Source organism: Blautia sp. AM42-2, from assembly GCF_003480245.1.
GTDB lineage: Bacteria > Bacillota > Clostridia > Lachnospirales > Lachnospiraceae > Fusicatenibacter > Fusicatenibacter saccharivorans.
Map to the genome: position 1 here is coordinate 99,251 of NZ_QUIM01000003.1, position 25,205 is coordinate 124,455.

Below are 25,205 nucleotides of genomic sequence, written 5' to 3' on the forward strand. Positions count from 1 at the left end.
GATCTTATCTGGGATGAGGCGCCTCTTTTTTTAACGGAAAGTGAAATTTTCCGTGGGAGATAAGCTCCGGCGACTGATTTCTTATGGTTTTATCTGACACAACATACAGGAGGAAAAGAGAATGTCTATTTTTAAAGGTGCAGCTGTTGCAATTATCACACCGATGACCGAAACACAGGAAGTGAATTACGAAAAACTCGGAGAACTGATTGAGGAGCAGATCGCCGGCGGAACCGACGCCATCGTTATCTGCGGAACCACCGGTGAGGCTTCGACCCTGTCCCATGAGGAGCATCTGGATGCCATCAAATATACCGTGGAAAAAGTAAATCACAGAATCCCGGTAATTGCAGGAACCGGCTCCAACAGCACGGAGACAGCAATTTATCTGTCTCAGGAAGCAGAAAAATACGGCGTGGACGGACTTCTTCTCGTTTCTCCGTATTACAATAAAGCAACACAGAAGGGCCTGATTGCACACTTTACCGCAATCGCAGACAGCGTCAAAGTGCCGGTCATCCTTTACAACATTCAGGGCAGAACCGGCGTAAACATTGCACCGGAAACGATCGTCTATCTGTTCAACAACGTTGAGAATATCGTTGCAGTCAAAGAGGCTTCCGGAAACATTTCCCAGGTCGCAAAAATTATGCAGCTGACCGATGGAAAGATCGATCTGTACTCCGGAAACGACGATCAGGTTGTGCCGATCCTTTCCCTTGGCGGAAGCGGTGTAATCTCCGTTCTTTCCAACGTAGCACCGCGTGAGACCCACGACATGGTACAGAAATTCCTCGACGGCGATGTGGCCGGATCCAGAGAAATCCAGCTGAGAGCACTGCCGCTCATCGATGCGCTGTTCTGCGAAGTAAACCCGATTCCGGTAAAAGCAGCGCTGAACCTGATGGGCAAAGAGGTTGGACCGCTTCGTCTGCCGCTGACCGAGATGGAGCCGCAGAACCAGGAGCGCCTGGCAAAGGCTATGAAAGATTTTGGAATCAAACTGGCTTAAGTTAAGAATACACGAAGTAAAGAAGGAAAAAGACAATGGTTAAAATTATTATGCATGGCTGCAACGGCCATATGGGACAGGTCATCACCGGCCTGGTAAAAGAAGATGCAAATGCAGAAATCATAGCCGGAATCGATATGAACGACAACGGCCAGAACGATTATCCGGTATTCAAAAGCCTGGCAGAATGCGATGTTCCGGCAGACGTAGTCGTTGACTTTTCTTCCTACAAGGCAGCCGACGCACTGCTCGATGCCTGCAAGGAGAAAAAACTTCCACTCGTCCTCTGCACCACAGGCCTCACCGAGGATCAGCTCAAAAAAGTGCAGGAGACCAGCAAAGAAATCCCGGTTCTCCGCTCTGCAAATATGTCCCTTGGTGTGAATACGCTGATGAAACTGGTACAGGCAGCTGCAAAAGTGCTTGCCGAAGCAGGCTTTGATATGGAGATCGTGGAGAAACACCACAAACTGAAATGCGACGCTCCAAGCGGAACCGCCATCGCCCTGGCAGACAGCCTGAACGCGGCAATGGACAACCAGTACCACTACGTATACGACAGAAGCCAGCGCCACGAGCAGCGTGACCCGAAAGAAATCGGAATCTCTGCTGTACGCGGCGGCACCATCGTCGGAGATCACGACGTCATCTTCGCGGGACCGGATGAAGTTGTTACTCTGTCCCACAGGGCATATTCCAAGGGAGTTTTTGGAAAAGGTGCTGTAGAGGCCGCAAAATTCCTGGCTGGAAAGCCAGCCGGTATGTATGATATGCAGGATGTGATTGCCGCGAAGTAAGGCAGAAGCAGGAAATAGAAAAGATAAAAAAGAAGGCAGGCTGTGTGCAGTTGCACAGCCTGCCTTCTTTCGAGCTGCTTTTCTGTTTTAGCCAATGAGTTTTTTCACTTATGCAGCGTAATAGGAATACGTTCCTCTGTCAAAAAATCTATTTCAGCTCCCGTTCCGCTTTTTCCCAGAGCTCTTCGTCAAGATCAGTCAGCGCCAGTGCATCCGCAAGTTCCCGCACCCGTTTTACCGTGAGATAAAAGTAATTGATACCGCAGGTCAGCGTCCGCTTTAAGGAGCGGGCAAGTACACTGCCGTGGGTTTCCAGTTCGGCACGGTCGAACTCGGCGAGATAGCCCTCGAGATCATAGGGGATCTGAAAACATTCGATCTGCCATGTGCTGTTTTCCAACGTCAGAATTGCGAAGTGCGCATGGCCGCCGACATCATCAAGCGCAAGCCCAAGGGATCCTGGATTCAGATACGTTTTTCCTGCGTATTCTTTCTGTTCCTGCTTGTGGCTGTGGCCGCCAAGCAGGATGGAGGCATCGAGATTTTCCAGATGAGAAAGCAGGAGCTCCGGATGCAGCCCGAAATTCCCTCGGATTTCACCAGGTGCGCCGTGGCAGAGCCGAAGTGCCGGGAAAAGGGATTCACGGCAGGTGTCCGGTGTAACTTCTTCCTGCGGCACAAAAACGGGAACCAGTTTCCCGGCTTCATCCAGCTTTCCAATCAGAACACCGTCTGTCGGCAGCTGCTCAAAAAATTTTAGATCCTGATCGGTAAGATTCCGAAACGTGTAATCCAGAAGCCCGCTCGTCGAAGAACCCGCCTTCCAGTTCTGCGGCTGCCAGAGATTCTCAAGCAGATATTCCTCCCGGTTGCCGCGCACCAGATAGCACGGAAACTCCTCCTGCATTTCGCGGAGCACCCCCATCATCCTCTGCGGAAACGGCCCATCCGTCACAAAATCCCCCAGCCCGATGATACCGTCAATTTGCTGCCTGCGAAGAAACTCCATCACCTCCGAGAGTGCATAATAATTCCCATGAAGATCACTGATTACTGCTAATTTCATGTGTTTTCCTTTCTATGTCAAAATCATAAAATGCGAGATACTGTCTTGATTTTATCAAATGGTGAGAAGGAACGCAATTTATAAAAATATAAGCCAGGCAATTGATGAAATGATGGAAGACAGCAAAACGGAAGGCATTGAAAAAGGCAAACTTGAGGTGTTATCAAATTTATTAAAAAAAGAAACGATCAGCATTCAGGATGCCGCCGACTGTATGGCAGTGTCTGTGGCGGAATTTAAGAAGCTGGTCACTAAGTATCCCATCTGATTCCGAAAAACCTGCTGACAGAAAAAGCATGTTATGATAAGATCAAAGGCAGAGAGTTTCGAATATATTTACTGTCGGAGGGAATGTATGATTAATCGGGAAGACATGCTGGAGCTGACGAGGAGGATGACGCCGGCGCGGACTTCGTTTGTGCGGATGGCGGGTTGCTATACGGATTCGGATGGGGAGTATGACGGCAGTTTCAACATTCATTTTCTGAAACTGTCCGGTTCGGAAAAGGCCAGGAATCTGGCGATTGCCAAGAAAATTCCGTTTGCGGAATCGAATGAGAAGCTGCGGGAATACCGTTTTCCGGAAACATCCCAGGGGCCGGGCAGTATCTGGCAGATGCTGATGGCGCTGCGGGAATGCGGACTGAAGAACGATGCGCTGTTGGAAACGTTCTATGATATCCTGATCGAAGGATTGCAGATTCACGGGGCTTATGCCATTTACATGTTTTATGACCGGTATGATATTCCTGCAAAGGCTTCCGATAAAGAGCGCCTGGGGGAATCCGAGGAGATGTTCCCCTATCTGATCTGCGCTGTCTGCCCGCTGGTTGGAGAATACGAGCCGGGAAATCCTATCTGTGGATTCCTGTTCCCTGCCTTTGTGGACCGGAGCGGAGATCTGGAACGGGTTGATATTTATGCAGAGCGTGCAGCGTGGGGCGATCAGATGGCCAGCATTCTTGGCGCGAAGGGCAGAAAATTCAGATGCGGTCTGTAAAAGAAAAAATCAAAAGTGACGGATCAAACCAGGTGCTGATGTGCCTGGCAGTAAAAAAACTTCCCGGCGAACCTGCATATATCGTTCGCCAAGGGAAGTTTTTTAGATCCGGGAGCAGCAGAAGTGCATATTTACTGTGCCATCCCCGCTCCATTCTGTGTAGTTGCTCCGTTTTCCTGCGGATTCTGCGTCTCATTGTCGCCGCCGCTTACCACATCGTCCACCGCGCGGCCGACATCCTCAACGCCCTTACCGACACCACGGGTCACATCTTCAGCGGCGTCGCCGACATCATCTCCAAGGGTATTTCTATCCCCGGTATTTGTACCGTTCGTACCGTTGGCATTCCCATCGGTGCCCTCCGTCACATCATTTACATTGTCGTTTGACGGCATCTCTGTCGTATTGACATCGTTTCTGTTATCCGTCTGTCCCATGTCGCTCTCCGTGTTGGTATTGCCATTTCCGGTGTCGTTCGTGGTGTTGTTTCCACAGGCCGTCATCCCGGCCAGTAATACCGCCAATGCCAGCGTCATACACACTCTTCTGATTTTTCTCATCTTCAAAATCTCCTTTCCCTAACAGTGTCTGGACAGTTGCTAGTATTTGAAAAATGCCGGAAAATATACGGAAAAAAGAGGCTTTTGGAAATCTTGACAAAGGAAGAAAAAAACACTAAAACAAAAAGTACGAAAATGGACTAAAAACGAAAACAGGAGAGGAACATGACAAAACGAGAACGCGTGGATGGAATTTATGAGGCAATTCAGAAAGTAAACCAGGTTTACGGGAAATGGGCTTCTGCTCATGGGATGACGCTGTATGAGATGCAGATTTATTACCGAATCATGGAACGGAGTCTTCAGAAGGAGCAGGCGTATATTACGCAGAAAGAGCTCTGCGACGAGCTGGATGCGCCGAAAACGTCGATCAACAGCATCATCAAACGGCAGCTGAAAACAGGATATATCGAAATGGAAGTCAATCCGGCAAAACGGCGGGAAAAAATCATCAGTCTGACTGAAACGGGAAAACAGTATGCGAGAGAGCTGATTCTTCCGCTGTTTCAGTCCGAGGAGGAAGCTGCGGCGCAGTTTACGGAGCAGGAGATGACAGAAGTAATCCGGATGCAGGAAAAATTTGCCGACGCACTGGCAAAGAGTATGGAGGAAAAGGTATCCATAGTTCACAATCTGTCCGCTTCGTGATATGATAACAGCAGAATTCGAAAAGGAGAGAAAGAGAATGAAAGAAGAACTGAAGAAATCCCTTCGCACCTACGGCGCCCTGCTGCTGCTCGGTGTGACCGGCGTTCCGCTCGGTGCGGCAGTCGGTCTGATTGAGGCGCTGTTCTGCCGTCTGCTTTTGAAAGTCACGGCTATTCGCGTGGCACATCTTTTCTGGTGTCTGCCGTTTCTCGCTATGGCAGGTCTTGTGATCGTGGCAGTCAATCAGAAATTCGGCGGCAGGGGAAAAAGGGGCATGAGTCTGATTTTTGATGTAGCGTATGAGGAGGAAACAGAGCTTCCGCTGCGCATGATTCCGCTGGCAATGCTCTCAACGGCGTTGACGCATCTGTTCGGTGGAAGTGCCGGCAGGGAGGGCGTTGCCGTTCAGATCGGTGCTGTGTTTTCCTATTTTGCCGGCAAAAAATTACCGTTTAAAAACGCGCCCGGTATCTTTCTGGTAACCGGTATGGCCGCCGGCTTTGCGGGCATGTTCGGAACGCCGATTGCAGCTGTGATCTTTGCAGTAGAGGTGCTCGCTGCGGGTGAAATGCGGTACGAGGCACTGCTTCCGGCGTTTACCGCATCTTTCTCTGCGAGCGCTGTAGCTTCCCTGCTTGGAATCCGCAAAGAAAATCTGGCTATCCACATCAGCGAAAGCCTGACACCGTTCCTGCTGGTGCGTCTGATTACACTTGGTATTATTTTTGGAATCACAGGCGGCCTCTTCGCCTGGTGCTTAAAGCACACGAAAAAATATCTCGGCGAAAAAATCAAAAATCCGCTGGTACGTGTTTTCTCCATCGGTGTTATCCTTAGCATTCTGTTCCTGCTTCTGTACCGCGGACGGTATTGCGGCTTTGGAACGAATCTGGTGGAAGCGGTATTTCATGGGGAAAAGGTATATGCATATGACTGGGCGCTGAAATTTATCCTGACAATTCTGACGCTGTCCGCCGGGTTTCAGGGCGGCGAGGTAACACCGCTGTTTACCATCGGAGCAACCCTGGGAGCAGTCCTTGGCAATCTGTTCGGTATTCCGGTGGAGCTTTCCGCGGCGCTTGGCTATGCGGCGGTTTTCGGTGGCGGAACCAATACCTTACTGGCGGCTATTTTCATCGGCGGCGAGATTTTTGGCTACGATTATCTGCCATATTTCTTTATTGTCTGCACCGCGGCCTACGTATTCAACCGCAACAGCTCGATCTATTCCCGCCAGAAACTGACGAAATACAGCTGCTGATAACAGAAACGTCACAAAGTTATCACACACCGTTACGTGTTACAGTTCACTGGTGCCCAGCGAACTGTAACATTCGCAACCCTCATTTAAAGTTTTGCTTCGCAAAAGGAGGGTTGCTCACACCTGAAACATGTTCTTACGCAGCGAAACAGCAAGTGTTTTACTGCTGAGTGAACAGTAACGGTTACGTTACGATACGGGTTGACGCGTTTCCGGGAATGAGGTTATACTAGAGGTATCATATACGAAAAAGGAGTAACGAATTATGAAAGGTATCGTACTTGCCGGAGGTTCCGGCACACGTCTTTATCCGTTAACTATGGTAACATCGAAACAGCTTCTCCCGATCTATGACAAGCCGATGATCTATTATCCGCTGTCTGTTCTTATGAATGCAGGCATCCGCGACATCCTGATCATCTCCACACCGCAGGACACCCCTCGTTTTGAGGCACTGCTCGGAGACGGCCATCAGTTCGGTGTACAGCTTACCTACAAAGTGCAGCCGAGCCCGGACGGACTGGCACAGGCTTTCATCATCGGCGAGGAGTTCATCGGGGATGATTCCGTTGCCATGGTGCTCGGCGACAACATCTTCTTCGGACACGGTCTGAACAAACGCCTGAAAGCAGCAGTAGAAAACGCTGAGACCGGAAAAGGCGCAACCGTATTCGGCTATTATGTAGATGATCCGGAGCGTTTCGGAATCGTAGAATTTGACTCCGAGGGAAAAGCCATCTCCATCGAAGAGAAACCGGAGAAACCGAAATCAAACTATTGTGTTACAGGTCTGTACTTCTATGACAACAAAGTCGTAGAGTATGCAAAGAACCTGAAACCGTCACCGCGCGGAGAGCTTGAGATCACCGACCTGAACCGGATCTATCTGGAAGACGGCAGCCTGAACGTTGAGCTTCTCGGACAGGGCTTCACCTGGCTGGATACCGGTACACATGAGAGCCTGGTAGAGGCAACCAACTTCGTAAAAACCATCGAGACCCATCAGCACCGCAAGATTGCGTGCCTCGAGGAGATCGGTTACCTGAACGGCTGGATCGGCAAAGACCAGCTTCTGACCGACATCGAGCCGCTGAAGAAAAATCAGTACGGTCAGTATCTGATGGATGTGATGAACGGAAAATATATCGACAAATAAAAGCGAACAGCGTTGAAGAAAACTGCCCCGGAAGAAAAATCCGGGGCAGTTTTTGAAAAAAGTGCTTGACCATGACATAACGTCATCCTTTATACTCATGGTACAAACAGAAAATCAGACTGAAAAACAAGAGACAGACAAAACATAACGATAACAAAATCAGAAAAAAGGAGAACCATTATGAGAGTATTTGTAACAGGTGTAAAAGGCCAGCTCGGCCATGACGTCATGAATGAACTTGCAAAACGCGGTCATGAAGGAATCGGCGTTGATATTGAAGAAATGGATATCACCGATGCAGAAAGCGTAAGAAAAGTCATTACCGAAGCAAACCCGGATGTCGTAATCCACTGTGCAGCATGGACCGCTGTAGACCTTGCTGAGGATGATGACAAAAAAGAAAAAGTACATCAGGTCAATGCAGTCGGAACCGAGAACATCGCAAAAGTCTGCCATGACCTTGACTGCAAAATGATCTACATCTCCACCGACTACGTATTCGACGGCCAGGGTACCCGCCCGTGGGAGCCGGATGATGAGCGTCATCCGCTGAACGTATACGGCCAGACGAAATACGAGGGAGAGCTCGCGGTAGAGAAATGGGTGAAAAAATTCTACATCGTCCGCATCGCATGGGTATTCGGCGTGAACGGAAAGAACTTCATCAAGACCATGCTGAACCTTGGAAAGACACACGATCATCTGACTGTTGTAGATGATCAGGTAGGAAGCCCGACCTACACCTACGACCTGTCCCGCCTGCTTGTCGACATGGCAGAGAAAGAGAACTACGGCCGCTACCATGCAACAAACGAGGGACTCTGCTCCTGGTATGAGTTCGCCTGCGAGATTTTCAAACAGGCCGCTGAGATCGATCCGGCTTACGGAAAAGTAAGTGTATCACCGGTAAGCTCTGACCAGTACCCGGCAAAAGCAAAACGTCCGTCCAACAGCCGCATGAGCAAAGAGAAACTGACCGAGAACGGATTCGAAAAACTGCCGACCTGGCAGGATGCGCTGCACAGATATCTGCGCGAGATCGAATTCTGATAGCAAACCCCGAAAATAACGCAAAAAAGCAGTTCTGAATTTTTTATCCTCTTCCGGCAAGAAGACACGTTCTGCGGTGGGAGATGAATTTATAGCAAGACCAGAAAATAACGCAAAAAATTCAGCACTGCAGAACGTGAATTACTGCGTCACGGATTTTCGTCGTACCCCGGTACGCCTTCAAATCCGTTCCTTGTAATTTGCGCCCTGCAGCACTGCCTTTTTTGCGTTATTTTCTGGTCTTGCTATAGTTTCTGAGATTGCTATAAACATTTCCAATATGCGGAGTTCCCAGGTAAAACGGGGGCTCCTTTTTCTTATGCCAAACCCATGCATTCAACAGGGAGAATGCCCTTTTTTCTTTTGTGAATATTGACAGAAAATGCCGTTAAAATTCTCACATTGGATCCGGGTATTTCTGTTGACATTTGAACATGAAATTGCCATTATGAAAGCAGAATCTTTACGTATCCGGCAGGGGGCAGGAACGTGAAGATGACAAAAGAAGGCATGGGGGATGAAGCAATGAAAAAGAGTCTGTTTTACCGGGCAAAAAAGATGCCGCCATCTGCGCAGATCATGCTGCTGTTTGCCGTCGAGGGTGTATTTCTGCAATATATCACATCGATTAACGGTTTCGGTCTGAATCTGTATGCGACAAACATGGGTGCAACCGACAGTCAGATCGGCATTATCCAGATGGTGCCGAACATTGTAGCGTGTGCAGCACTGCTGCCGCTTGGAATTCTGGCGGATCGTCTGAAGTCGACAAAGACGATACCGATGCTTACGCTTCTTGTGATGTGTGCCGGCTATGCATTTCTTGGAAGTGTACCGGCACTCGGCGAGAGATGTATGGAGCTGTTTTTTGTATCACTGGCATTTACTGCGGGGGCGCTTGCTATTTACAATGCGCAGTGGCAGGCAATGTTCGGTGCTGCGGTTTCACTGCGGCAGCGAAACGATGTCTATGCCTTTCGGAATCAGTTCATGTTTGTGATTGGCATTCTTGCACCGGTGATCTGCGGGATTCTGATGGGAAGATGCCACACGGCCGATGGAAAGCTTCTGGTACTCCGAAGCTTCTTTTATCTGTGTGCTGTCTGTGTTTTGTTGCAGGCCGCTGCAATCAAAAAAATTCCGGTGGAACAGCAGGAGGAGGGCAAAGCTCCGGTAGAAGCGGGGAAGGCATCCTCACGTTTTTCTGTTTCTGATCTGCTGGAGGCGATCACAAGCGTGGGGAAAAATAAAGCATTGCGCTGGTTTTTCGTGCCGGTGGTCTTTTTCTATATCACCTGGCAGCTTGACTGGAGCATGTGGTATTTAGGACAGGTCAAATATTGCAAAATGTCGGAGATGACACTTTCCATCTGCAACGGTGTTTTCAATATCGGCCAGCTTGCGGCAGTTGGAATGATCGCGAAGGTTGTCCGGAAAAAATCGCCGGATTTTGCACTGATTTTCGCCGGGATCGGTCTTTGCTTCTGCCCGGTTATTATGATTTTGGTTCCACATTTACCGTTGGCGTACCGCGGGGTTACTTTTATTGTTCTGATGACGGTTCTGAACGCTCCACAGTGTGCCGTTGCACTCTGCACGGTACAGATTCTTTTAAATGCCGCACCGGAAAAGAACCGTTCGCTTTTGATCGGCCTCTTTACGATGATGACGACGCTGACCAACAGTGTTCTGCCGTTGCTTGGTGTCCGTCTGTATACGGCATTTGGGGCAGATCTTACGGCACTGTACCGGTTCAACCTGATAGATCTTGGGGTTCGCATTTTATCCACACTCGGGCTGATATGGCGTTATCAGAAGGCGAAAAAAAATGGCTTTCTGACAAAGATTTCGGATTGAGACGGGCCGTAAAAGCCGAAAATAACATTTACAACAGGAACGATATCGTGTATGATAAATGTGGCTTTCTTTGCACGTATGGAAAAGAGAAGCGCAAAAAGGAGTTTAAACAATGAAATGGAATAAATTTACATTAAAAACAAGATCGGAAGTGGAAGACATTGTGATCTCCACTCTGGCTGATGTGGGAATCGAAGGCGTGGAAATTCAGGACAAACAGCCTTTGACCGAGAGCGACAAACAGCAGATGTTCGTGGATATCATGCCGGATATTCCGGATGACGACGGCATTGCCTATCTGAATTTTTACCTCGATGTGGATGAGGACAAGGAGAAGGTTCTTGCAGATGTCCGCGCGGCACTTGCAGAAATGCAGGAGTTCCTGGACCTTGGAGAGTGCACCATCACAGAGTCTGAGACAGAGGACAAGGACTGGATCAACAACTGGAAACAGTATTTCAAACAGTTCTATGTAGACGACATTCTGATCATCCCGTCCTGGGAGGAAGTAAAGCCGGAAGACCGGGATAAAATGATCATCCATATCGATCCGGGCACAGCCTTTGGAACGGGTATGCATGAGACAACACAGCTTTGCATCCGTCAGTTAAAGAAATATGTGACAAAGGATACCGAGCTGCTTGATGTCGGAACCGGAAGCGGTATTCTTTCGATTATTGCACTGAAGCTTGGTGCGCGTCATGCGGTCGGAACAGACCTCGATCCGTGTGCGGTTCCTGCGGTTGAGGAAAACAAAGAAGTCAATGGAATTCCGGTAGAAGCGTTTGATATGATGATCGGAAATATCATTGATGACAAAGAAGTACAGGACAAAGTCGGATACGAAAAATACGATATCGTTACCGCAAATATTCTTGCAGATGTTCTTGTTCCGCTGACGCCGGTAATCGTACACCAGATGAAGCCGGGCGCTGTTTATATCACATCCGGCATTCTCGATGTGAAAGAGGAAGTTGTCAAAGAGGCAGTCGTTGCAGCGGGACTTGAAGTAGTTGAAGTTACACATCAGGGCGAATGGGTTTCTGTTACAGCAAGAAAACCGATGTAAATTAAGAAAAGCGAAACACCAGAAGAGAAAGAGAACAGATTCATGTACCGTTTTTTTGTAGAAGAAAGTCAGATTTATGACGGCACTGTCCACATCACGGGCAGTGACGTTAATCACATCAAAAATGTGCTCCGCATGCGGCCGGGCGAAAAAATACTGGTCAGTACCGGAGGCGAAAAGGAATATCATTGTGCCGTTTCGGATTTCCCGGAAGGGGAGGTTCTTGCCGCAGTAGAAGAAGTCACAGCAGCAGACAGAGAACTCCCGTCCCGAATTGTGCTGTTTCAGGGTCTGCCAAAAGGTGACAAAATGGAACTGATCATCCAAAAAGCAGTGGAACTTGGTGCGACGGAAATTGTTCCGGTGGAGATGAAACGCTGCGTTGTGAAGCTGGACCGGAAAAAGGCGGAAAAGAAAGCAGAGCGTTGGCAGACGATCGCGCTTGGTGCGGCAAAGCAGTCCAAACGGATGCAGATTCCGACGGTACACATGCCTGTTACATTTCAGCAGGCGCTTGCAATGATAGCAGGATCAGACGTTCGCCTGATGCCGTATGAGAACGCAGAGGGGATGGAAGGAACGAGAAAAATTCTGGAATCCATTGAACCGGGTGAATCTATTGCGATCCTGATCGGACCGGAGGGCGGCATTGACGAAGCGGAAGTGGAAATGGCCATGAAGGCAAAGGTAGAGCCGATTACGCTCGGAAAGCGCATTCTGCGCACGGAAACGGCCGGAATGACCGTGCTTTCCATTCTGGTGTATCTTTTAGAAGGAAGGGAACGAACAAGATAATGGAAGCATATCTGGATAATTCCGCAACCACCTGTGTTTATCAGGAAACCGCAGATCTCGTCTGTGATCTGATGGTAAATCATTATGGAAATCCGTCTGCGATGCATCAAAAAGGGGTAGAAGCAGAACAATATATCAGAACCGCCCAGGAAACGCTGGCAAAGATTTTGAAAGTCAAAGAAAAAGAAATTTTCTTTACCTCCGGTGGCACAGAGTCCGACAACTGGGCGCTCGTCGGAACAGCAATGGCAAATAAGAGAACGGGAAACCACATCATCACAAGCGCGGTCGAGCACCCGGCCGTGTCGGCACCGCTGGCATTTCTGGAGGAGCAGGGATTCCGTATTACGCGCCTGCCGGTAAATAAAGAAGGTCTTGTGGATGTGAACGAACTCGAAGAAGCGATCACGCCGGAGACGATTCTCGTTTCGATTATGTATGTCAACAATGAGATCGGTGCTGTTGAGCCAATCGGGGAGATCGGACGCAGAATCAAGGCGAAAAATCCGAAAACGTATTTTCATGTCGATGCGATCCAGGCGTTCGGCAAATACCGGATTTATCCGAAACGGATGGGCATCGACATGCTCTCCGTGAGCGGCCACAAGATCCACGGACCGAAGGGAAGCGGCTTTTTATATATTGATGAGAAAGTAAAAATCCGTCCGCTGATCTTAGGCGGCGGCCAGCAGAACGGCATGCGTTCCGGAACCGACAATGTGCCGGGCATCGCAGGCCTTGCGAAATCCGCTGAGATCGTTTACAAGCATTTTGACGAGCAGACCGCGCAGATGCGTGCCTGCAAACACCATCTGATCGAAGGCTTACGGGAGCTGGACGATGTGGTCATCCACGGCATGCCGGAAGAAGAAGGTGCACCGCAGATCGTCAACGCATCGTTCTTAAACGTGCGGAGTGAAGTGCTCCTGCACACACTGGAGGACCGCCAGATCTACGTCTCCGCCGGAAGCGCCTGCTCATCGCACAAGAGAGCCGGAAGCCCGACACTGACTGCTATCGGCGCATCGAAAGCCGAGATGGAGTCTGCCGTGCGGTTCAGCTTCAGCGAATTTACGACACTGGAACAGATTGACTACACCCTGGATACACTGCGTGAAGTGTTACCGATGCTGCGCAGATTTACCAGGAAGTAAGAGTTATCATTATAGAAAGAGGAAAAAACATGATTACAATACAGCCGGAAATTGAAATCCTGAGCACGGAATCCTACGAGGACATGCTGCGCCGGATCGAGAAAATCGGAAGAGTCTGCTACAAGAGCGAGGAGCGCATTGGAGAAGGCACTGCAGAGAAATTCATCGCAGGCATCATCAAACGCGGCCACGAATCTGTCATTGAGCACGGTTCCATCACCGTAAAAGTAACGTGCGACCGCGGCGTGACCCATGAGATCGTCCGCCACCGTATCGCAAGCTACAGCCAGGAGAGCACCCGCTACTGCAACTATTCGAAAGATAAATTCGGAAACCAGATCACATGCATCGACCTGGCAACCGGATTTTCCTATGATCTGAACGACGAAAACGACCGTAAAAAATATGAGGTATGGCAGAAGGCAATGGAAGCTGCAGAGCAGTATTACTTCCAGATGCTCGAACTCGGTGCAAAGCCGGAGGAGGCAAGAAGCATTCTTCCGAACTCCCTGAAAACCGAGATCGTCATGACCATGAACTTAAGAGAGTGGCGCCACTTTATCAAGCTGAGAAGCGCCAACGCCGCACATCCGCAGATGCGTCAGGTATCTGACCTGATCCTGAAGAAATTTTCTGAGGAATATCCTCTGTTCTTCCGCGATCTGGCTGAGAAAAAAGGAGAATAAAAAACGATGATGTACAAAGCATTTCTGGTAAAATATGCCGAGATCGGTATTAAAGGAAAGAACCGTCATCTGTTCGAGAAAGCGCTCTGCGTACAAATGGAGCACGCGCTTGCCCCGGTAGACGGAAATTTCCAGGTCACCCGTGAGATGGGACGAATCTATGTCAACACCGAAGGAGACTTTGATTATGAGGGCGCTGTTGACGCGCTGACAAGAGTCTTCGGTATCGCCGAGATCTGCCCGGTTGTCATTTTAGAGGACACCGGCTTTGAAGATCTGGCAGAGGCTGTGGTTTCCTACGTGAAAGAGCTGTATCCGACCGAGGAGAAAACCTTTAAAGTATGCGCACGCCGTGCCAATAAAAACTATCCGATGCACACGATGGAAGTCAACTGCGAGCTGGGCGGCCGCATCCTCGATGTCTGCCCAAATCTCAAAGTAGACGTTCACGAGCCGGATATCTATCTGAACGTCGAGCTGCGTCAGAAGATTTATCTGTACTGCGAGAGCATCGCAGGCCCTGGCGGTATGCCGGTCGGCACAAACGGACAGGCCATGCTGCTGCTTTCCGGCGGTATCGACAGCCCGGTTGCCGGATACATGATCGCAAAACGCGGTGTTAAGATTGATGCCGTTTACTTCCACGCTCCGCCGTACACCAGCGAGAGAGCCAAACAGAAGGTTGTGGATCTTGCAAAACTCGTTGCACGCTACAGCGGCCCGATCCGTCTGCATGTGGTCAACTTCACCGAGATCCAGCTTGCAATCTACGAAAAATGCCCGCACGACGAGCTGACCATCATCATGCGCCGTTATATGATGAAGATCGCAGAAGCGTTTGCACGTCAGGACAAATGCCTTGGCCTGATCACCGGAGAGAGTATCGGACAGGTGGCAAGCCAGACGATGCATTCCCTTGCCGTTACCAACGAAGTCTGCACCATGCCGGTCTTCCGTCCGCTGATCGGTTTCGACAAACAGGAGATCGTCGATATTTCCGAAAAAATCGGTACGTACGAGACATCCGTTCTGCCGTATGAGGACTGCTGCACGATCTTCGTTGCAAAGCATCCGGTGACAAAACCGAACCTGAATGTCATCAAATGCTCCGAGCGCCATCTGGACGACGTGATCGATGAGATGATGGAACGCGCAGTTTCTACCGCAGAGACGATCGAGGTCTGCTAAGGAAAACTTGCTTTAAAGAACAAAAAAGGCCGGATCTTGTTTTGGGGGTTCTGAAAAACAAGATCCGGTCCTGATGATAAACAAAGACAAAAAAAGAGCCGCGGCGAGTGCGCGGCCCTTATGTTCTATCGTAATTATACAATGTACGGAGCAAGAACATCAAGTACGGTCTGAAGAGCATCTCCATCAGCATGGACGTTCAGGTCGATCGGTTTGGAAAGGTCGAGACTGAAGATTCCCATGATGGATTTTGCGTCGATTACGTATCTTCCGGATACCAGATCGAAATCAAAATCGAATTTGGAAATGTCGTTGACGAAAGATTTTACTTTGTCGATAGAATTAAGAGAAATCTGTACTGTTTTCATGTTTGTAATCCTCCCTGTTATTTGGTTAACATTATTTATTACCCTCATTTAACAGCTTTATCTTACCGTTTGGAGGGGAAAAAGTCAATGCGAAAACATACAAAGATAAAGTGGAATCTTCGTGATTTTTAATAATAAAGATGAAGAAGAAAGGAGTATGGCATGAAAAAAACGGTAGCTTTGCATAATCTTGGGTGTAAAGTGAACGCATATGAGCTGGAAGCCATCCAGCAGCTCCTCGAAGACAGAGGGTACGAGATCGTGCCTTTTGCACCGGGAGCGGATGTTTACATTATCAATACGTGTACCGTGACGAACATTGCGGACCGGAAATCGCGGCAGATGCTGCACAAAGCGAAAAAGATGAATCCCGATGCGGTTGTCGTGGCCTGCGGCTGTTATGTGCAGGCGGCTGGGGAAAAACTCGAAGAGGATACGGCGATTGATCTGATCATCGGAAATAATAAGAAGAAAGATCTTGTGGATATTCTGGAAAACTTTCTGGCAGAACGTGAGGATGGTGGAAAACCATCCGACGCGGAGTGTAAGAGCTTCCTCGTGGATATGACACACAACCGTGAGTACGAGACACTCTCGATCAGCAAAACGGCGGAGCACACCCGAGCATTCCTGAAAGTACAGGATGGATGCAATCAGTTCTGTACTTATTGTATTATCCCGTACGCGCGCGGCAGAGTCAGAAGCCGCCGCCAGAGTGATGTGGTAGAAGAAGTAAAACGTCTGGTGGAGGCTGGATACCAGGAAGTCGTGCTGACCGGTATCCACCTTTCCTCCTACGGACTCGATTTCCCGGAGGGCGAAAAAGAGACGCTGCTCGACCTGATCCGCGCTGTTGATGCAGTGGACGGCATCAGAAGAATCCGTCTCGGATCCCTGGAGCCGGGCATCATCACCGAAGAGTTTGCAGAGGCGATCGCCGCAATGCCGAAGGTGTGCCCGCATTTCCATCTTTCGCTGCAGAGCGGAAGCAATGGAACACTGAAGCGGATGAACCGGAAATATACCGCAGAAGAATACAAACACAAATGCGATCTGCTGCGTAAGGTATATGGAAATCCGGCGCTGACGACCGATGTGATTGTCGGTTTCCCGCAGGAGAGTGAGGAGGAGTTTGAAGAGTCGCGCGCCTTTGTCGAGGACATTCATTTCTTCGAGACTCACATCTTCAAGTATTCGAGAAGAGAAGGCACCCGCGCCGCAGCGATGGCAGGCCAGATTCCGGAGCAGGAGAAGACGAAGCGCAGCCACGTTCTGCTGGAACTGGACGAGAGACGGAGACAGGAATATATGGAAGGCTTCCTCGGAAAAGAGCTGGAAGTGCTCATGGAAGAAGAAGTCGAGATCGACGGCGTCCGTTACTGGACGGGACACACGAGAGAATATCTGCGCGTTGCTGTTCTTTCAGAAGAAAATCTCATGAATCAGATGGTGCTTGTCACCCCGGCGAGAATCCATGGAAAAGACTGTCTGATGTAGGAAATGATACTGATCCGGAAGATCTGATAGAAAAAAGAGCCGGAACGAAAAAGTTCGTTGCACTTTTTGAGGGTTCGTGGTAGAATACCCCGTGAGCCTGCAAAAAGGCGGGCAGACGAAGAAGAAAAACAGCGGCTGGCAGAACGAACGAAGAAGTGAGGGATGTCGGCTGCTTTCGCGTCTAAAAAGTATAATCTGTAATTCGTAGTAATTCGTAATGAAATGTTCGGCCGCAGATGCGGCAAAGGGTAAAAATCGTGATCAAAGAAGAGATTGTCAGAGAACTTTATGCAATTGCAGGGGAAGATGCGGTACAGACCGCAGAACCGATGAAAAATCATACGACCTTCCGTGTGGGCGGTCCGGCAGATTATTTCGTCGCTCCTCATACAGAAGAAGAAATTAGAAAAATCGTGGCTCTCTGCGAAGAAAAAGAGATCCCGTGGTTCGTCACCGGAAACGGCAGCAATCTCGTTGTAAGTGACGAGGGCTACCACGGTGTGATTCTTTCGGTTTACAAAAACTTTCAGGGAATCGAAGTGGAAGGAAACAGAATCCGGGCGAAAGCTGGAAGCATGCTCGTATCCATCAGCCGGGCGGCAAGAGAAGCCGGTCTTTCCGGTATGGAGTTTGCCTCCGGAATCCCTGGAACTTTAGGCGGCGGCGTCCGTATGAACGCGGGAGCCTACGGCGGAGAGATGAAGGATATTGTACAGAATGTCACTGTACTCACAAGAGAAGGTGAGATCCGGGAACTGGAAAAAGAAGAGCTCGGCTTCGGCTACCGTGCCAGCGTCATCAAAGACAGAGGCTACGTCGTACTTGGAGCAGAACTTATGCTTGTTCCGGGAGATAAAGAAGAAATTCTTGCCCGCATGCAGGAATTGAAAAACAAGCGGGTAGAGAAACAGCCGCTCGAGTATCCGAGCGCCGGCAGCGCATTCAAGCGGCCGGAAGGCTATTTTGCAGGCAAGCTTGTGATGGATGCCGGATTTTCCGGCTACGCAGTCGGCGGTGCAAAAGTATCGGAAAAACACTGCGGCTTTCTGATCAATGCAGGCGGTGCAACCGCATCGGATGTGATGGAACTGATCCGTCAGATCCAGGCAAAAGTAAAAGAACAGTTTGGCGTACAGCTTGAGCCGGAAATCCAGTTCCTCGGGGAATTCTGATTTTCGTTATCCACCAAAGGAGAAAAAACATGCGTTTTGTAATTGTGACCGGCATGTCCGGTGCGGGAAAAAGTACAGCGTTGAAAATGCTGGAGGACGCGGAATATTTCTGCGTCGATAACCTTCCGATCCCGCTGGTTGAAAAATTTGCACAGCTTACCGCCGACGGTACTTCCGGAGAAATCCAGAAAGTGGCAGTCGGAATCGATATCCGAAGCGGCCAGGCGCTCCCGGACCTGCAGAGTGTTCTGGAGTGGATGAGCATCAACGGAATCTGCTATGAGATCCTGTTTCTGGACGCGTCCGATGACGTGCTGGTCAAACGATACAAAGAGACGAGAAGAACGCACCCGCTGGCAGGTCTTGGACGGGTGGATGAGGGAATTAGAAAAGAGCGCAAAGCACTTGAGTTCCTGAAAAAAGATGCGGACTACATTCTCGATACGAGCCAGCTTCTCACAAGAGAGCTGAAAGCGGAGCTCGATAAGATTTTCGTGCAGGATCAGAAATTCAAAAATCTGATGATCACTGTGCTCTCATTTGGATTCAAATACGGAATCCCGGCGGATTCGGACCTTGTTTTCGATGTGCGGTTCCTGCCGAATCCCTACTACGTAGAAGGCATGCGCCCGCTCTCCGGCAACGATGCTCCGGTGCGGGATTATGTGATGGGATTTGAGACAGCGCAGGTGTTTGCGGAAAAATTAGAGGATATGATCCGTTTTCTGATTCCGAATTATATTTCCGAGGGCAAGCATCAGCTCATTATCAGCATCGGCTGCACCGGTGGAAAACACCGTTCCGTAACCCTTGCCAACGAGCTGTACCGGCGTCTTTCCAACGCGAAGGACTATGGAATCCGGATTGAGCACCGGGATCTGGAAAAAGACGCCATCCGAAAAGGAATTTAGAGGTGGAAGGATGTCATTCTCAAGCGAGGTAAAAGAGGAATTATCGAGACATCTTCCGACGGCACGCCACTGCCAGATTGCGGAAACAGCGGCGATCCTGTCACTCTGCGGACAGATTTCCGAGAAGGACGGGACGATACGGATTCAGACAGAGAATGCGTATGTGGCAAGAAAGTACTTTACTTTATTGAAAAAAACATTTAATATAGAGGCAGAGCTTGCAGTTAAGCTGAATCAGAAGGAAAATACGTATCTGATCCGCGTAAATGACAGGGAAGAAACCCGTCAGATTCTGCAGGCAGTGAAGTTACACGAGACAGACCGGCAGTTAACAATGCCGATTCCGGCTGTTGTGGTACAGCGTCAGTGCTGCAAACGGGCATTTCTGCGGGGCGCATTTTTAGCGTCCGGTTCCATCAGCGATCCCAACCGGTTTTACCATCTCGAAATTGTCTGCCCCGATGCGCCGAGAGCAGAACAGGTGCAGGAACTTCTGAAAAGCTTTGGAATTGATGCACGGATCGTTCTCCGGAAAAACCACCATGTGGTTTATATGAAAGAAGGCGCACAGATTGTGGAGATGCTTGGCATCATGGAAGCCAACATCGCCCTTATGAATCTGGAAAACGTGCGGATCTTAAAAGAAATGCGCGGCAGTATCAACCGAAAGGTGAACTGTGAAACTGCCAACATCAACAAAACGGTCAGCGCGGCGATCCGCCAGATCGAAGATATCCGGTATATCGAAGAAACCACAGGCTTTTCTTCTCTGCCGGAACCGCTGGAGCAGATGGCAAGGCTCCGCTTACAATACCCGGAAGCATCGCTTCTGGAACTGGGCAAGATGTTAACGCCGGTTGTTGGTAAATCCGGAGTTAATCATAGATTAAGGAAACTAAAAGAGATTGCAGAAGATTTGCGAAGGAAACAAGGAGGAGAAGTATTATGATTAAGAAACCAATCACAATTCGTCTTTCAAGCGGCCTGGAGGCGAGACCAGTTGCCATGCTGGTACAGGTAGCGAGCCAGTACGAAAGTGAAATCTACGTCGAGAGCGGCAGAAAAAAAGTAAATGCGAAGAGCATTATGGGTATGATGACACTTGGTCTGGACAATGGCGAGGAAGTTACCGTGACCGCAAACGGAAAAGACGAGAGCGAAGCCATGGACGGCGTTGAAAAATATTTAAGCAGTCCTTTTGCTGAATAATCTTACTGCACTTATAGCATAAACATAGAGCAAAACGGCATGTCAGAAAATTTTGACATGCCGTTTTGCTATGCTTTTTTATGTGAAATCAGACGAAAATCAGACCACGTTCTTCGCGCGGAACCAGTAGGTATAGAGATAGGAAAAACCGAGCGATTCATACAGTGTGATCGCAGGTGTGTTTCCCTCGACAACCTGAAGATACGCTTTCGTTGCGCCGAGCCGGATTCCCTCGGAGAGGATTGTACGGCAGATCGAGGAAGCGTAGTGGCGGTGGCGGTACGCAGGATGCACATGGATGGCATAGACACCGACGTAATCGCGGTCGCGGATGCCAAGGCCGGTGGCAATGATCGTTCCGGTTTCATCCTGGATGGAGGTACAGATGGTTTCTTTTGGAATGGCGCGGTACATCGAAGGAACGACCATGCGGTGCATCACGTTCGTCGTGCTCTTTAAAGCAAAGAGGCTGTCAATCCATTTCGGCGGGATAAAGCTGCTGACGGTCACGGCAACGGCAGGAGCCTTTTTGGCAAAGTTCGCCAGATCCATTGTCATGACGTGCGTCGTGTGCTGGACTACATAGCCGCGGTCGGCGAGCATTGCATCAAAGCCGGGATTGACAAGCGGACTGATCTTGAAAATTGCCGGTGTACCCCAGCGACGGTAGATCTCCTCACAGTACTGCACTTTTTCTTCCACCGGAATCGTGGACGGCCCGATCTGCTCGACGCTGTTGGTCCGGTGTGTATAAAAATAAGAAAAACGAAGAATCCATCCGTCGTACAGCTCGATCTGGTGAGACGGCCATGCGTTCAGGGAAAGATCTTCGATGGTTTTGATCAGTGTATTCATATGAAAGTATTCCCCCTTTGGTTATGTATATAGTATAGAAGAAACAGGACGGATCTTCAAGAAAAAATCGAAAAATTCGGCACGCGGAACCGGGCGGCCGGGGCACGATGCGTAACGTTTTCTTGCATAATCGAAGAAAAGGGGTTATAATAGGGGGCAAAGACTGAGAATACAAGGAGAATTGAATATGTCAAAATTACTGAAGGTAATTGTGAATACGCTGCTTCTGCTTGCAATCCTGTCAGCAGGCGCACTGGTGATTCCGCCGTTTGCCGGCATCACGACACTTGTCTCAGACGGGATGGGAAATACCAACATTTCCCGCGGCGCTGTCACGTACGCAAAGAAGACAGATACGTCATCGGTTGCGGCGGGAGACAAAATCCTGGTTGATGACAATTCCGGAAAGTATATCTATACGATACAGTCCCTCGACACCGCTGCCGGAACCGCATCCGTAAAAAATGTGATCAGTGGAGACACGACGGAAATTACCGTGAGAGCAACCGTGAGCAAAGTGATCGTCACGATTCCGGTGATCGGCTTTCTGTCGATGGCGGCGCAGAGCAGAGAGGGAATCATGATCATCGGACTTGCCATTCTGTTTCTGGTCATTCTGTTCATCCTTTCCGAGGTATGGAAACGTGATGAAGAAGAGGATGAGGAAGAAGAGGAAGAAGACGAAGACGAGGACGATGAGAAAGCGTCCGAAGAGCTTCGCAGCAGAAAGAAAGCTGCCCTGGAAGAAAAAAAGAAACGGGAAGAACAGGAAATGACCGAACAGTTGAGAGCAGCCGACCAGAAAACGGCAGAAGAAGAGAAACAGGACGAATTTGAAATTCCGGATCTGGAAGAAGAAGGAACGGAGCAGGTGTCCTTTCATACCGTCGATCTGCAGAACCTTGTAAGAGGAGAAGAAACCGAAGAAATTCCGGAAGCCGTGGAAGAAACGGAAATTGTCGAAGAAGCTGCCGCAGAAGAAACAGCGGAAGAAGTGACAGAAGAAACCGAAGAAACGGAATCTGCAGAGCCGGAAACTGTGGAAGAAATCGAAGAGTTTGAAGAAACCATCGAAGAGCCGGAAGAAGAGCCGGAACCGTCCGAGCCGATCGAACTTGCCATGCCGGTTTACACGGCGGAAGAACTCCTCCAGAAGGCCCACGCAGCCGGAGATGACCCGAAAGTCATTGAAGATCCTGCAACCGGCATCACAATCTTAGATTATTCCGACATTCTGTAACTATTCAGAGCCATGCGAACGAAAAGAACGCGAATCATGCTTGCATGAATGAACGTTCTTTTCTTTTTGTTCATATGGCAAGAAGCCACATCGAGATGCATCGCAGCGGAATCGAGATGGGGCTCTGAATAGTTGGAAAACGTCAAAAAAGAGAGAGATATAGGAAAAGTGCACAACACGGCACCCCTGTATTTCTCTTTTTGCATAAAAACGGATAAATCGAAAAAAATAAAAAAAAACCTTGATTTTTCGCGTGCTTTCTTGTATACTAACAACTGTTGTGACATTGATAGCGTTGAAGCGCGAGGTTGCCGCTGAGAAACAGCGGGTTTTCCGTGGAGCGAATGTCAAGTTAAAGAAACTGGCGACAAGTCACTGTACCCACAATTAAGTCCACCTGTAAGAGTGGAAACGACCGTGTGCAAACATCAGGACACACACGGGTAAGTGTACAGTCACCGCTTGTCGTACTCGTAAAAGTGCGAAAAGGAGGCGACTTTTTTTATGGCAAGTCAAGTAATGAGAATTACACTGAAAGCGTATGATCATCAGTTAGTAGATGCATCTGCACAGAAAATTATCGAAACTGTAAAGAAGAACGGAGCAACGGTGAGCGGACCAGTACCGCTTCCAACGAAGAAAGAGGTAGTAACAATCCTTCGTGCAGTTCACAAGTACAAAGATTCCCGTGAGCAGTTCGAGCAGAGAACCCACAAGAGACTGATTGATATCATCGCACCTACCCAGAAAACAGTGGATGCATTAGCAAGACTGGAAATGCCGGCTGGCGTTTACATCGACATCAAGATGAAAAACAAATAAGATCAGCTGTAAAAAGTCCGGGATCAGCCCCCGGCCATCAATTAAGTAAGCAATAGATGATATAGAAGCAACACTCATTCGAAGGAATCAACATCCCTAAGGGTCATAGTGTTCCACTTATATCAACTGTTCGCTAGAATGAACTTCTTTATAATAGGAAGTTCCGCTGTAGATAAAACAGGAGGTAAAAGGAATGAAGAAAGCAATTTTAGCTACAAAAGTCGGAATGACTCAGATCTTCGACGAAAACGGTGTTTTAGTACCGGTAACTGTATTGCAGGCAGGTCCGTGTGTTGTAACACAGGTGAAAACCGCAGACAACGACGGGTACAGTGCAATTCAGGTAGGCTTCGGCGAGAAGAAAGAAAACCGTGTGAACAAACCAATGAAAGGCCAGTTCGCAAAAGCAGGTGTTTCCTGCAAGAGATATCTGAAAGAGTTCAGATTTGAAGATGCCGAAACCTATACATTAGGACAGGAAATCAAGGCCGATATCTTTGGCGCAGGCGACAAAATCGACGCTACTGCAACAAGCAAAGGTAAAGGATTCCAGGGTGCCATCAAGAGACATGGTCAGTCCAGAGGACCTATGGCTCATGGTTCCAAATATCATCGTCACGCAGGTTCCAATGGTGCTTGCTCCGATCCGAGTAAGGTATTCAAAGGAAAAAGAATGCCAGGACAGATGGGTGGAAAGAAAATCACCGTACAGAACCTGGAAATCGTAAAAGTTGACGTAGAGAACAATTTACTGTTAGTCAAAGGTGCTGTACCAGGACCGAAGAAATCCATGGTTACCATCAAAGAGACAGTAAAATGCGGTAAATAAGTTCGTTGAAAGGAGGAACACACGTAATGGCTAACGTATCTGTATTAAATATGGAAGGCAAAGAAGTTGGCAGCATGGAGCTTAATGATGCAGTGTTCGGTGTAGAAATCAACGAGCATCTGGTACATCAGGCTGTAGTGCTTCAGCTTGCAAATAATCGTCAGGGAACTCAGAAAGCTAAAACCCGTTCCGAAGTAAGCGGTGGCGGAAGAAAACCGTGGAGACAGAAAGGAACAGGTCACGCAAGACAGGGTTCAACAAGAGCTCCTCAGTGGACAGGCGGCGGAGTTGTATTCGCTCCAGTACCAAGAGATTACTCTTTCAAAATGAACAAGAAAGAGAAAAGAGCTGCATTAAAATCCGTTCTGACAAGCAAAGTTCAGGAGAACAAATTCATCGTTCTTGATGAGCTGAAACTTGCAGAGGTTAAAACAAAAGAGATGAAGAAAGTGCTTGATAACCTCAAAGTAAACAACGCACTGGTAATCATCGGAGATGACAGCGAAAACGTAGCACTTTCCGCAAGAAATATTGCCGGCGTTCAGACTGCATCTGTTAATACCATCAATGTATTCGACATGCTGAAATACAACACCATCATCGCAACCAAGAGCAGTGTTGCATCTATCGAGGAGGTGTACGCATAATGGCAGATATCAGATATTACGACGTAATCCTGAAACCAATCGTAACTGAGAAGAGCATGAACGCTATGGGCGAGAAGAAATACACATTTATGGTTCACCCGGAAGCAAACAAATCTCAGATTAAAGAAGCAGTTGAGAAAATGTTCGAAGGAACAAAAGTAAAAAGCGTAAACACCATGAACATGGACGGAAAGAACAAACGTCGTGGAATGGTAGTTGGAAAAACTGCAAAGAGCAAGAAAGCAATCGTTGCTCTGACCGAGGACAGCAAAGACATCGAAATCTTCGAAGGACTTTAATTAGCAGCTGTTCGAAATATGCACACATAAGTGCGATACGAAATGAAAGGAGAACAA

Annotated in this window: 28 protein-coding genes; 24 read left to right on the forward strand and 4 right to left on the reverse strand. The window is 48.8% G+C overall.

All coding sequences use genetic code 11. The annotated features are described in order from the left end of the window. Positions 1-121 precede the first annotated feature (121 nt). Both dapA and dapB read left to right on the forward strand, forming a co-directional pair. Positions 122-1,012: a 4-hydroxy-tetrahydrodipicolinate synthase gene (gene dapA / locus DW915_RS05705; protein WP_022461866.1), complete on the forward strand. Its 891-nt coding sequence runs from the start codon at positions 122-124 to the stop codon at positions 1,010-1,012. 35 nt (positions 1,013-1,047) lie between these two features. Next, on the forward strand, positions 1,048-1,809 hold the full coding sequence (dapB, locus tag DW915_RS05710) for a 4-hydroxy-tetrahydrodipicolinate reductase (protein WP_117510456.1): 762 nt from the start codon (positions 1,048-1,050) through the stop codon (positions 1,807-1,809). A gap of 148 nt (positions 1,810-1,957) precedes the next feature. Here the strand turns inward: dapB and DW915_RS05715 are convergent, their stop codons facing one another. After that, positions 1,958-2,875, reverse strand: coding sequence for a metallophosphoesterase family protein (locus DW915_RS05715; protein ID WP_118660030.1), 918 nt, complete (start codon positions 2,873-2,875; stop codon positions 1,958-1,960). A 109-nt stretch (positions 2,876-2,984) separates the two neighbouring features. Between DW915_RS05715 and DW915_RS15715 the strand changes: the two genes are divergently transcribed. Beyond that, complete coding sequence (locus tag DW915_RS15715) at positions 2,985-3,143, forward strand: hypothetical protein (protein WP_158581028.1); 159 nt, start codon at positions 2,985-2,987, stop codon at positions 3,141-3,143. 87 nt (positions 3,144-3,230) lie between these two features. Further along, on the forward strand, positions 3,231-3,875 hold the full coding sequence (locus DW915_RS05725) for a DUF4317 family protein (protein WP_055220785.1): 645 nt from the start codon (positions 3,231-3,233) through the stop codon (positions 3,873-3,875). A 131-nt stretch (positions 3,876-4,006) separates the two neighbouring features. Here the strand turns inward: DW915_RS05725 and DW915_RS05730 are convergent, their stop codons facing one another. Beyond that, the gene (locus DW915_RS05730; protein ID WP_055220783.1) at positions 4,007-4,435 is read right to left on the reverse strand and encodes a hypothetical protein; all 429 of its coding nucleotides are present in this window, start codon (positions 4,433-4,435) and stop codon (positions 4,007-4,009) included. A gap of 165 nt (positions 4,436-4,600) precedes the next feature. Between DW915_RS05730 and DW915_RS05735 the strand changes: the two genes are divergently transcribed. From DW915_RS05735 to thiI, 10 genes are all read left to right on the forward strand, one after another. Further along, positions 4,601-5,083 carry a MarR family winged helix-turn-helix transcriptional regulator gene (locus DW915_RS05735; protein WP_118741763.1) on the forward strand — a complete coding sequence of 161 codons (483 nt, stop codon included), beginning with the start codon at positions 4,601-4,603 and terminating at the stop codon, positions 5,081-5,083. A gap of 37 nt (positions 5,084-5,120) precedes the next feature. Beyond that, positions 5,121-6,344: a chloride channel protein gene (locus tag DW915_RS05740; RefSeq protein WP_118741764.1), complete on the forward strand. Its 1,224-nt coding sequence runs from the start codon at positions 5,121-5,123 to the stop codon at positions 6,342-6,344. Positions 6,345-6,609: 265 nt separating this feature from the next. After that, positions 6,610-7,500, forward strand: coding sequence for a glucose-1-phosphate thymidylyltransferase RfbA (rfbA, locus tag DW915_RS05745; RefSeq protein ID WP_117813014.1), 891 nt, complete (start codon positions 6,610-6,612; stop codon positions 7,498-7,500). A 180-nt stretch (positions 7,501-7,680) separates the two neighbouring features. Then, entirely contained in the window at positions 7,681-8,550 is an 870-nt protein-coding gene (rfbD, locus tag DW915_RS05750) for a dTDP-4-dehydrorhamnose reductase (RefSeq protein WP_022461851.1), read from the forward strand. 495 nt (positions 8,551-9,045) lie between these two features. After that, positions 9,046-10,407, forward strand: a complete 1,362-nt coding sequence (locus tag DW915_RS05755; protein ID WP_118741765.1) for an MFS transporter — start codon at positions 9,046-9,048, stop codon at positions 10,405-10,407. A gap of 112 nt (positions 10,408-10,519) precedes the next feature. Continuing rightward, complete coding sequence (gene prmA, locus DW915_RS05760) at positions 10,520-11,476, forward strand: 50S ribosomal protein L11 methyltransferase (RefSeq protein ID WP_055227747.1); 957 nt, start codon at positions 10,520-10,522, stop codon at positions 11,474-11,476. Positions 11,477-11,518: 42 nt separating this feature from the next. After that, entirely contained in the window at positions 11,519-12,271 is a 753-nt protein-coding gene (locus DW915_RS05765; RefSeq protein ID WP_118741766.1) for a 16S rRNA (uracil(1498)-N(3))-methyltransferase, read from the forward strand. After that, the gene (locus DW915_RS05770; RefSeq protein ID WP_118741767.1) at positions 12,271-13,425 is read left to right on the forward strand and encodes a cysteine desulfurase family protein; all 1,155 of its coding nucleotides are present in this window, start codon (positions 12,271-12,273) and stop codon (positions 13,423-13,425) included. Before DW915_RS05765 ends, DW915_RS05770 begins: the two co-directional genes overlap by 1 nt. Before the next feature lie 29 nt (positions 13,426-13,454). Next, positions 13,455-14,111 (forward strand): FAD-dependent thymidylate synthase, encoded by a 657-nt coding sequence (gene thyX, locus DW915_RS05775; RefSeq protein WP_118741768.1) that lies wholly within the window; start codon positions 13,455-13,457, stop codon positions 14,109-14,111. A 9-nt stretch (positions 14,112-14,120) separates the two neighbouring features. Beyond that, a complete protein-coding gene (thiI, locus tag DW915_RS05780) occupies positions 14,121-15,299 on the forward strand; it encodes a tRNA uracil 4-sulfurtransferase ThiI (RefSeq protein WP_082424694.1) in 1,179 nt (392 codons plus the stop codon). Between the two features lie 134 nt (positions 15,300-15,433). Here thiI and DW915_RS05785 read toward each other — a convergent pair whose 3' ends face one another. Continuing rightward, positions 15,434-15,667 carry an HPr family phosphocarrier protein gene (locus tag DW915_RS05785; protein ID WP_022461844.1) on the reverse strand — a complete coding sequence of 78 codons (234 nt, stop codon included), beginning with the start codon at positions 15,665-15,667 and terminating at the stop codon, positions 15,434-15,436. A 162-nt stretch (positions 15,668-15,829) separates the two neighbouring features. On the opposite strand from DW915_RS05785, the gene mtaB reads away from it, so the two are divergent. The 5 genes from mtaB to DW915_RS05810 all read left to right on the forward strand — a co-directional run bounded on the left by mtaB (position 15,830) and on the right by DW915_RS05810 (position 20,456). Beyond that, on the forward strand, positions 15,830-17,164 hold the full coding sequence (gene mtaB, locus DW915_RS05790) for a tRNA (N(6)-L-threonylcarbamoyladenosine(37)-C(2))-methylthiotransferase MtaB (RefSeq protein WP_118741769.1): 1,335 nt from the start codon (positions 15,830-15,832) through the stop codon (positions 17,162-17,164). A gap of 260 nt (positions 17,165-17,424) precedes the next feature. Continuing rightward, on the forward strand, positions 17,425-18,336 hold the full coding sequence (murB, locus tag DW915_RS05795; RefSeq protein ID WP_373141650.1) for a UDP-N-acetylmuramate dehydrogenase: 912 nt from the start codon (positions 17,425-17,427) through the stop codon (positions 18,334-18,336). A gap of 29 nt (positions 18,337-18,365) precedes the next feature. Beyond that, positions 18,366-19,247 (forward strand): RNase adapter RapZ, encoded by an 882-nt coding sequence (rapZ, locus tag DW915_RS05800; protein ID WP_055227737.1) that lies wholly within the window; start codon positions 18,366-18,368, stop codon positions 19,245-19,247. A gap of 10 nt (positions 19,248-19,257) precedes the next feature. Then, positions 19,258-20,196: a DNA-binding protein WhiA gene (gene whiA, locus DW915_RS05805; RefSeq protein WP_118741770.1), complete on the forward strand. Its 939-nt coding sequence runs from the start codon at positions 19,258-19,260 to the stop codon at positions 20,194-20,196. Beyond that, positions 20,193-20,456, forward strand: a complete 264-nt coding sequence (locus tag DW915_RS05810) for an HPr family phosphocarrier protein (RefSeq protein ID WP_022461839.1) — start codon at positions 20,193-20,195, stop codon at positions 20,454-20,456. Before whiA ends, DW915_RS05810 begins: the two co-directional genes overlap by 4 nt. 99 nt (positions 20,457-20,555) lie before the next feature. On the opposite strand, the gene DW915_RS05815 is transcribed toward DW915_RS05810, so the two are convergent. Continuing rightward, positions 20,556-21,311, reverse strand: a complete 756-nt coding sequence (locus DW915_RS05815) for a GNAT family N-acetyltransferase (protein ID WP_118741771.1) — start codon at positions 21,309-21,311, stop codon at positions 20,556-20,558. 187 nt (positions 21,312-21,498) lie between these two features. On the opposite strand from DW915_RS05815, the gene DW915_RS05820 reads away from it, so the two are divergent. From DW915_RS05820 to rplW, 5 genes are all read left to right on the forward strand, one after another. Then, positions 21,499-22,551, forward strand: coding sequence for a hypothetical protein (locus DW915_RS05820; protein WP_118741772.1), 1,053 nt, complete (start codon positions 21,499-21,501; stop codon positions 22,549-22,551). 504 nt (positions 22,552-23,055) lie between these two features. Then, on the forward strand, positions 23,056-23,373 hold the full coding sequence (rpsJ, locus tag DW915_RS05825; protein WP_022461667.1) for a 30S ribosomal protein S10: 318 nt from the start codon (positions 23,056-23,058) through the stop codon (positions 23,371-23,373). A 193-nt stretch (positions 23,374-23,566) separates the two neighbouring features. After that, positions 23,567-24,202 (forward strand): 50S ribosomal protein L3, encoded by a 636-nt coding sequence (rplC, locus tag DW915_RS05830; RefSeq protein ID WP_022461666.1) that lies wholly within the window; start codon positions 23,567-23,569, stop codon positions 24,200-24,202. A 26-nt stretch (positions 24,203-24,228) separates the two neighbouring features. Beyond that, complete coding sequence (gene rplD, locus DW915_RS05835; protein ID WP_022461665.1) at positions 24,229-24,849, forward strand: 50S ribosomal protein L4; 621 nt, start codon at positions 24,229-24,231, stop codon at positions 24,847-24,849. Beyond that, positions 24,849-25,148 carry a 50S ribosomal protein L23 gene (gene rplW, locus DW915_RS05840; RefSeq protein WP_022461664.1) on the forward strand — a complete coding sequence of 100 codons (300 nt, stop codon included), beginning with the start codon at positions 24,849-24,851 and terminating at the stop codon, positions 25,146-25,148. The genes rplD and rplW overlap by 1 nt, the downstream gene beginning before the upstream one ends. The last annotated feature ends 57 nt before the right edge of the window (positions 25,149-25,205 follow it).

What these genes read in the sequence shown, in the direction of transcription:
- dapA (WP_022461866.1), top strand. Translation starts at nt 122, where the DNA reads ATGTCTATTTTTAAAGGTGCAGCTGTTGCAATTATCACACCGATGACC.
- dapB (WP_117510456.1), top strand. Translation starts at nt 1,048, where the DNA reads ATGGTTAAAATTATTATGCATGGCTGCAACGGCCATATGGGACAGGTC.
- DW915_RS05715 (WP_118660030.1), bottom strand. Translation starts at nt 2,875, where the DNA reads ATGAAATTAGCAGTAATCAGTGATCTTCATGGGAATTATTATGCACTC.
- DW915_RS15715 (WP_158581028.1), top strand. Translation starts at nt 2,985, where the DNA reads ATGATGGAAGACAGCAAAACGGAAGGCATTGAAAAAGGCAAACTTGAG.
- DW915_RS05725 (WP_055220785.1), top strand. Translation starts at nt 3,231, where the DNA reads ATGATTAATCGGGAAGACATGCTGGAGCTGACGAGGAGGATGACGCCG.
- DW915_RS05730 (WP_055220783.1), bottom strand. Translation starts at nt 4,435, where the DNA reads ATGAGAAAAATCAGAAGAGTGTGTATGACGCTGGCATTGGCGGTATTA.
- DW915_RS05735 (WP_118741763.1), top strand. Translation starts at nt 4,601, where the DNA reads ATGACAAAACGAGAACGCGTGGATGGAATTTATGAGGCAATTCAGAAA.
- DW915_RS05740 (WP_118741764.1), top strand. Translation starts at nt 5,121, where the DNA reads ATGAAAGAAGAACTGAAGAAATCCCTTCGCACCTACGGCGCCCTGCTG.
- rfbA (WP_117813014.1), top strand. Translation starts at nt 6,610, where the DNA reads ATGAAAGGTATCGTACTTGCCGGAGGTTCCGGCACACGTCTTTATCCG.
- rfbD (WP_022461851.1), top strand. Translation starts at nt 7,681, where the DNA reads ATGAGAGTATTTGTAACAGGTGTAAAAGGCCAGCTCGGCCATGACGTC.
- DW915_RS05755 (WP_118741765.1), top strand. Translation starts at nt 9,046, where the DNA reads ATGACAAAAGAAGGCATGGGGGATGAAGCAATGAAAAAGAGTCTGTTT.
- prmA (WP_055227747.1), top strand. Translation starts at nt 10,520, where the DNA reads ATGAAATGGAATAAATTTACATTAAAAACAAGATCGGAAGTGGAAGAC.
- DW915_RS05765 (WP_118741766.1), top strand. Translation starts at nt 11,519, where the DNA reads ATGTACCGTTTTTTTGTAGAAGAAAGTCAGATTTATGACGGCACTGTC.
- DW915_RS05770 (WP_118741767.1), top strand. Translation starts at nt 12,271, where the DNA reads ATGGAAGCATATCTGGATAATTCCGCAACCACCTGTGTTTATCAGGAA.
- thyX (WP_118741768.1), top strand. Translation starts at nt 13,455, where the DNA reads ATGATTACAATACAGCCGGAAATTGAAATCCTGAGCACGGAATCCTAC.
- thiI (WP_082424694.1), top strand. Translation starts at nt 14,121, where the DNA reads ATGTACAAAGCATTTCTGGTAAAATATGCCGAGATCGGTATTAAAGGA.
- DW915_RS05785 (WP_022461844.1), bottom strand. Translation starts at nt 15,667, where the DNA reads ATGAAAACAGTACAGATTTCTCTTAATTCTATCGACAAAGTAAAATCT.
- mtaB (WP_118741769.1), top strand. Translation starts at nt 15,830, where the DNA reads ATGAAAAAAACGGTAGCTTTGCATAATCTTGGGTGTAAAGTGAACGCA.
- rapZ (WP_055227737.1), top strand. Translation starts at nt 18,366, where the DNA reads ATGCGTTTTGTAATTGTGACCGGCATGTCCGGTGCGGGAAAAAGTACA.
- whiA (WP_118741770.1), top strand. Translation starts at nt 19,258, where the DNA reads ATGTCATTCTCAAGCGAGGTAAAAGAGGAATTATCGAGACATCTTCCG.
- DW915_RS05810 (WP_022461839.1), top strand. Translation starts at nt 20,193, where the DNA reads ATGATTAAGAAACCAATCACAATTCGTCTTTCAAGCGGCCTGGAGGCG.
- DW915_RS05815 (WP_118741771.1), bottom strand. Translation starts at nt 21,311, where the DNA reads ATGAATACACTGATCAAAACCATCGAAGATCTTTCCCTGAACGCATGG.
- DW915_RS05820 (WP_118741772.1), top strand. Translation starts at nt 21,499, where the DNA reads ATGTCAAAATTACTGAAGGTAATTGTGAATACGCTGCTTCTGCTTGCA.
- rpsJ (WP_022461667.1), top strand. Translation starts at nt 23,056, where the DNA reads ATGGCAAGTCAAGTAATGAGAATTACACTGAAAGCGTATGATCATCAG.
- rplC (WP_022461666.1), top strand. Translation starts at nt 23,567, where the DNA reads ATGAAGAAAGCAATTTTAGCTACAAAAGTCGGAATGACTCAGATCTTC.
- rplD (WP_022461665.1), top strand. Translation starts at nt 24,229, where the DNA reads ATGGCTAACGTATCTGTATTAAATATGGAAGGCAAAGAAGTTGGCAGC.
- rplW (WP_022461664.1), top strand. Translation starts at nt 24,849, where the DNA reads ATGGCAGATATCAGATATTACGACGTAATCCTGAAACCAATCGTAACT.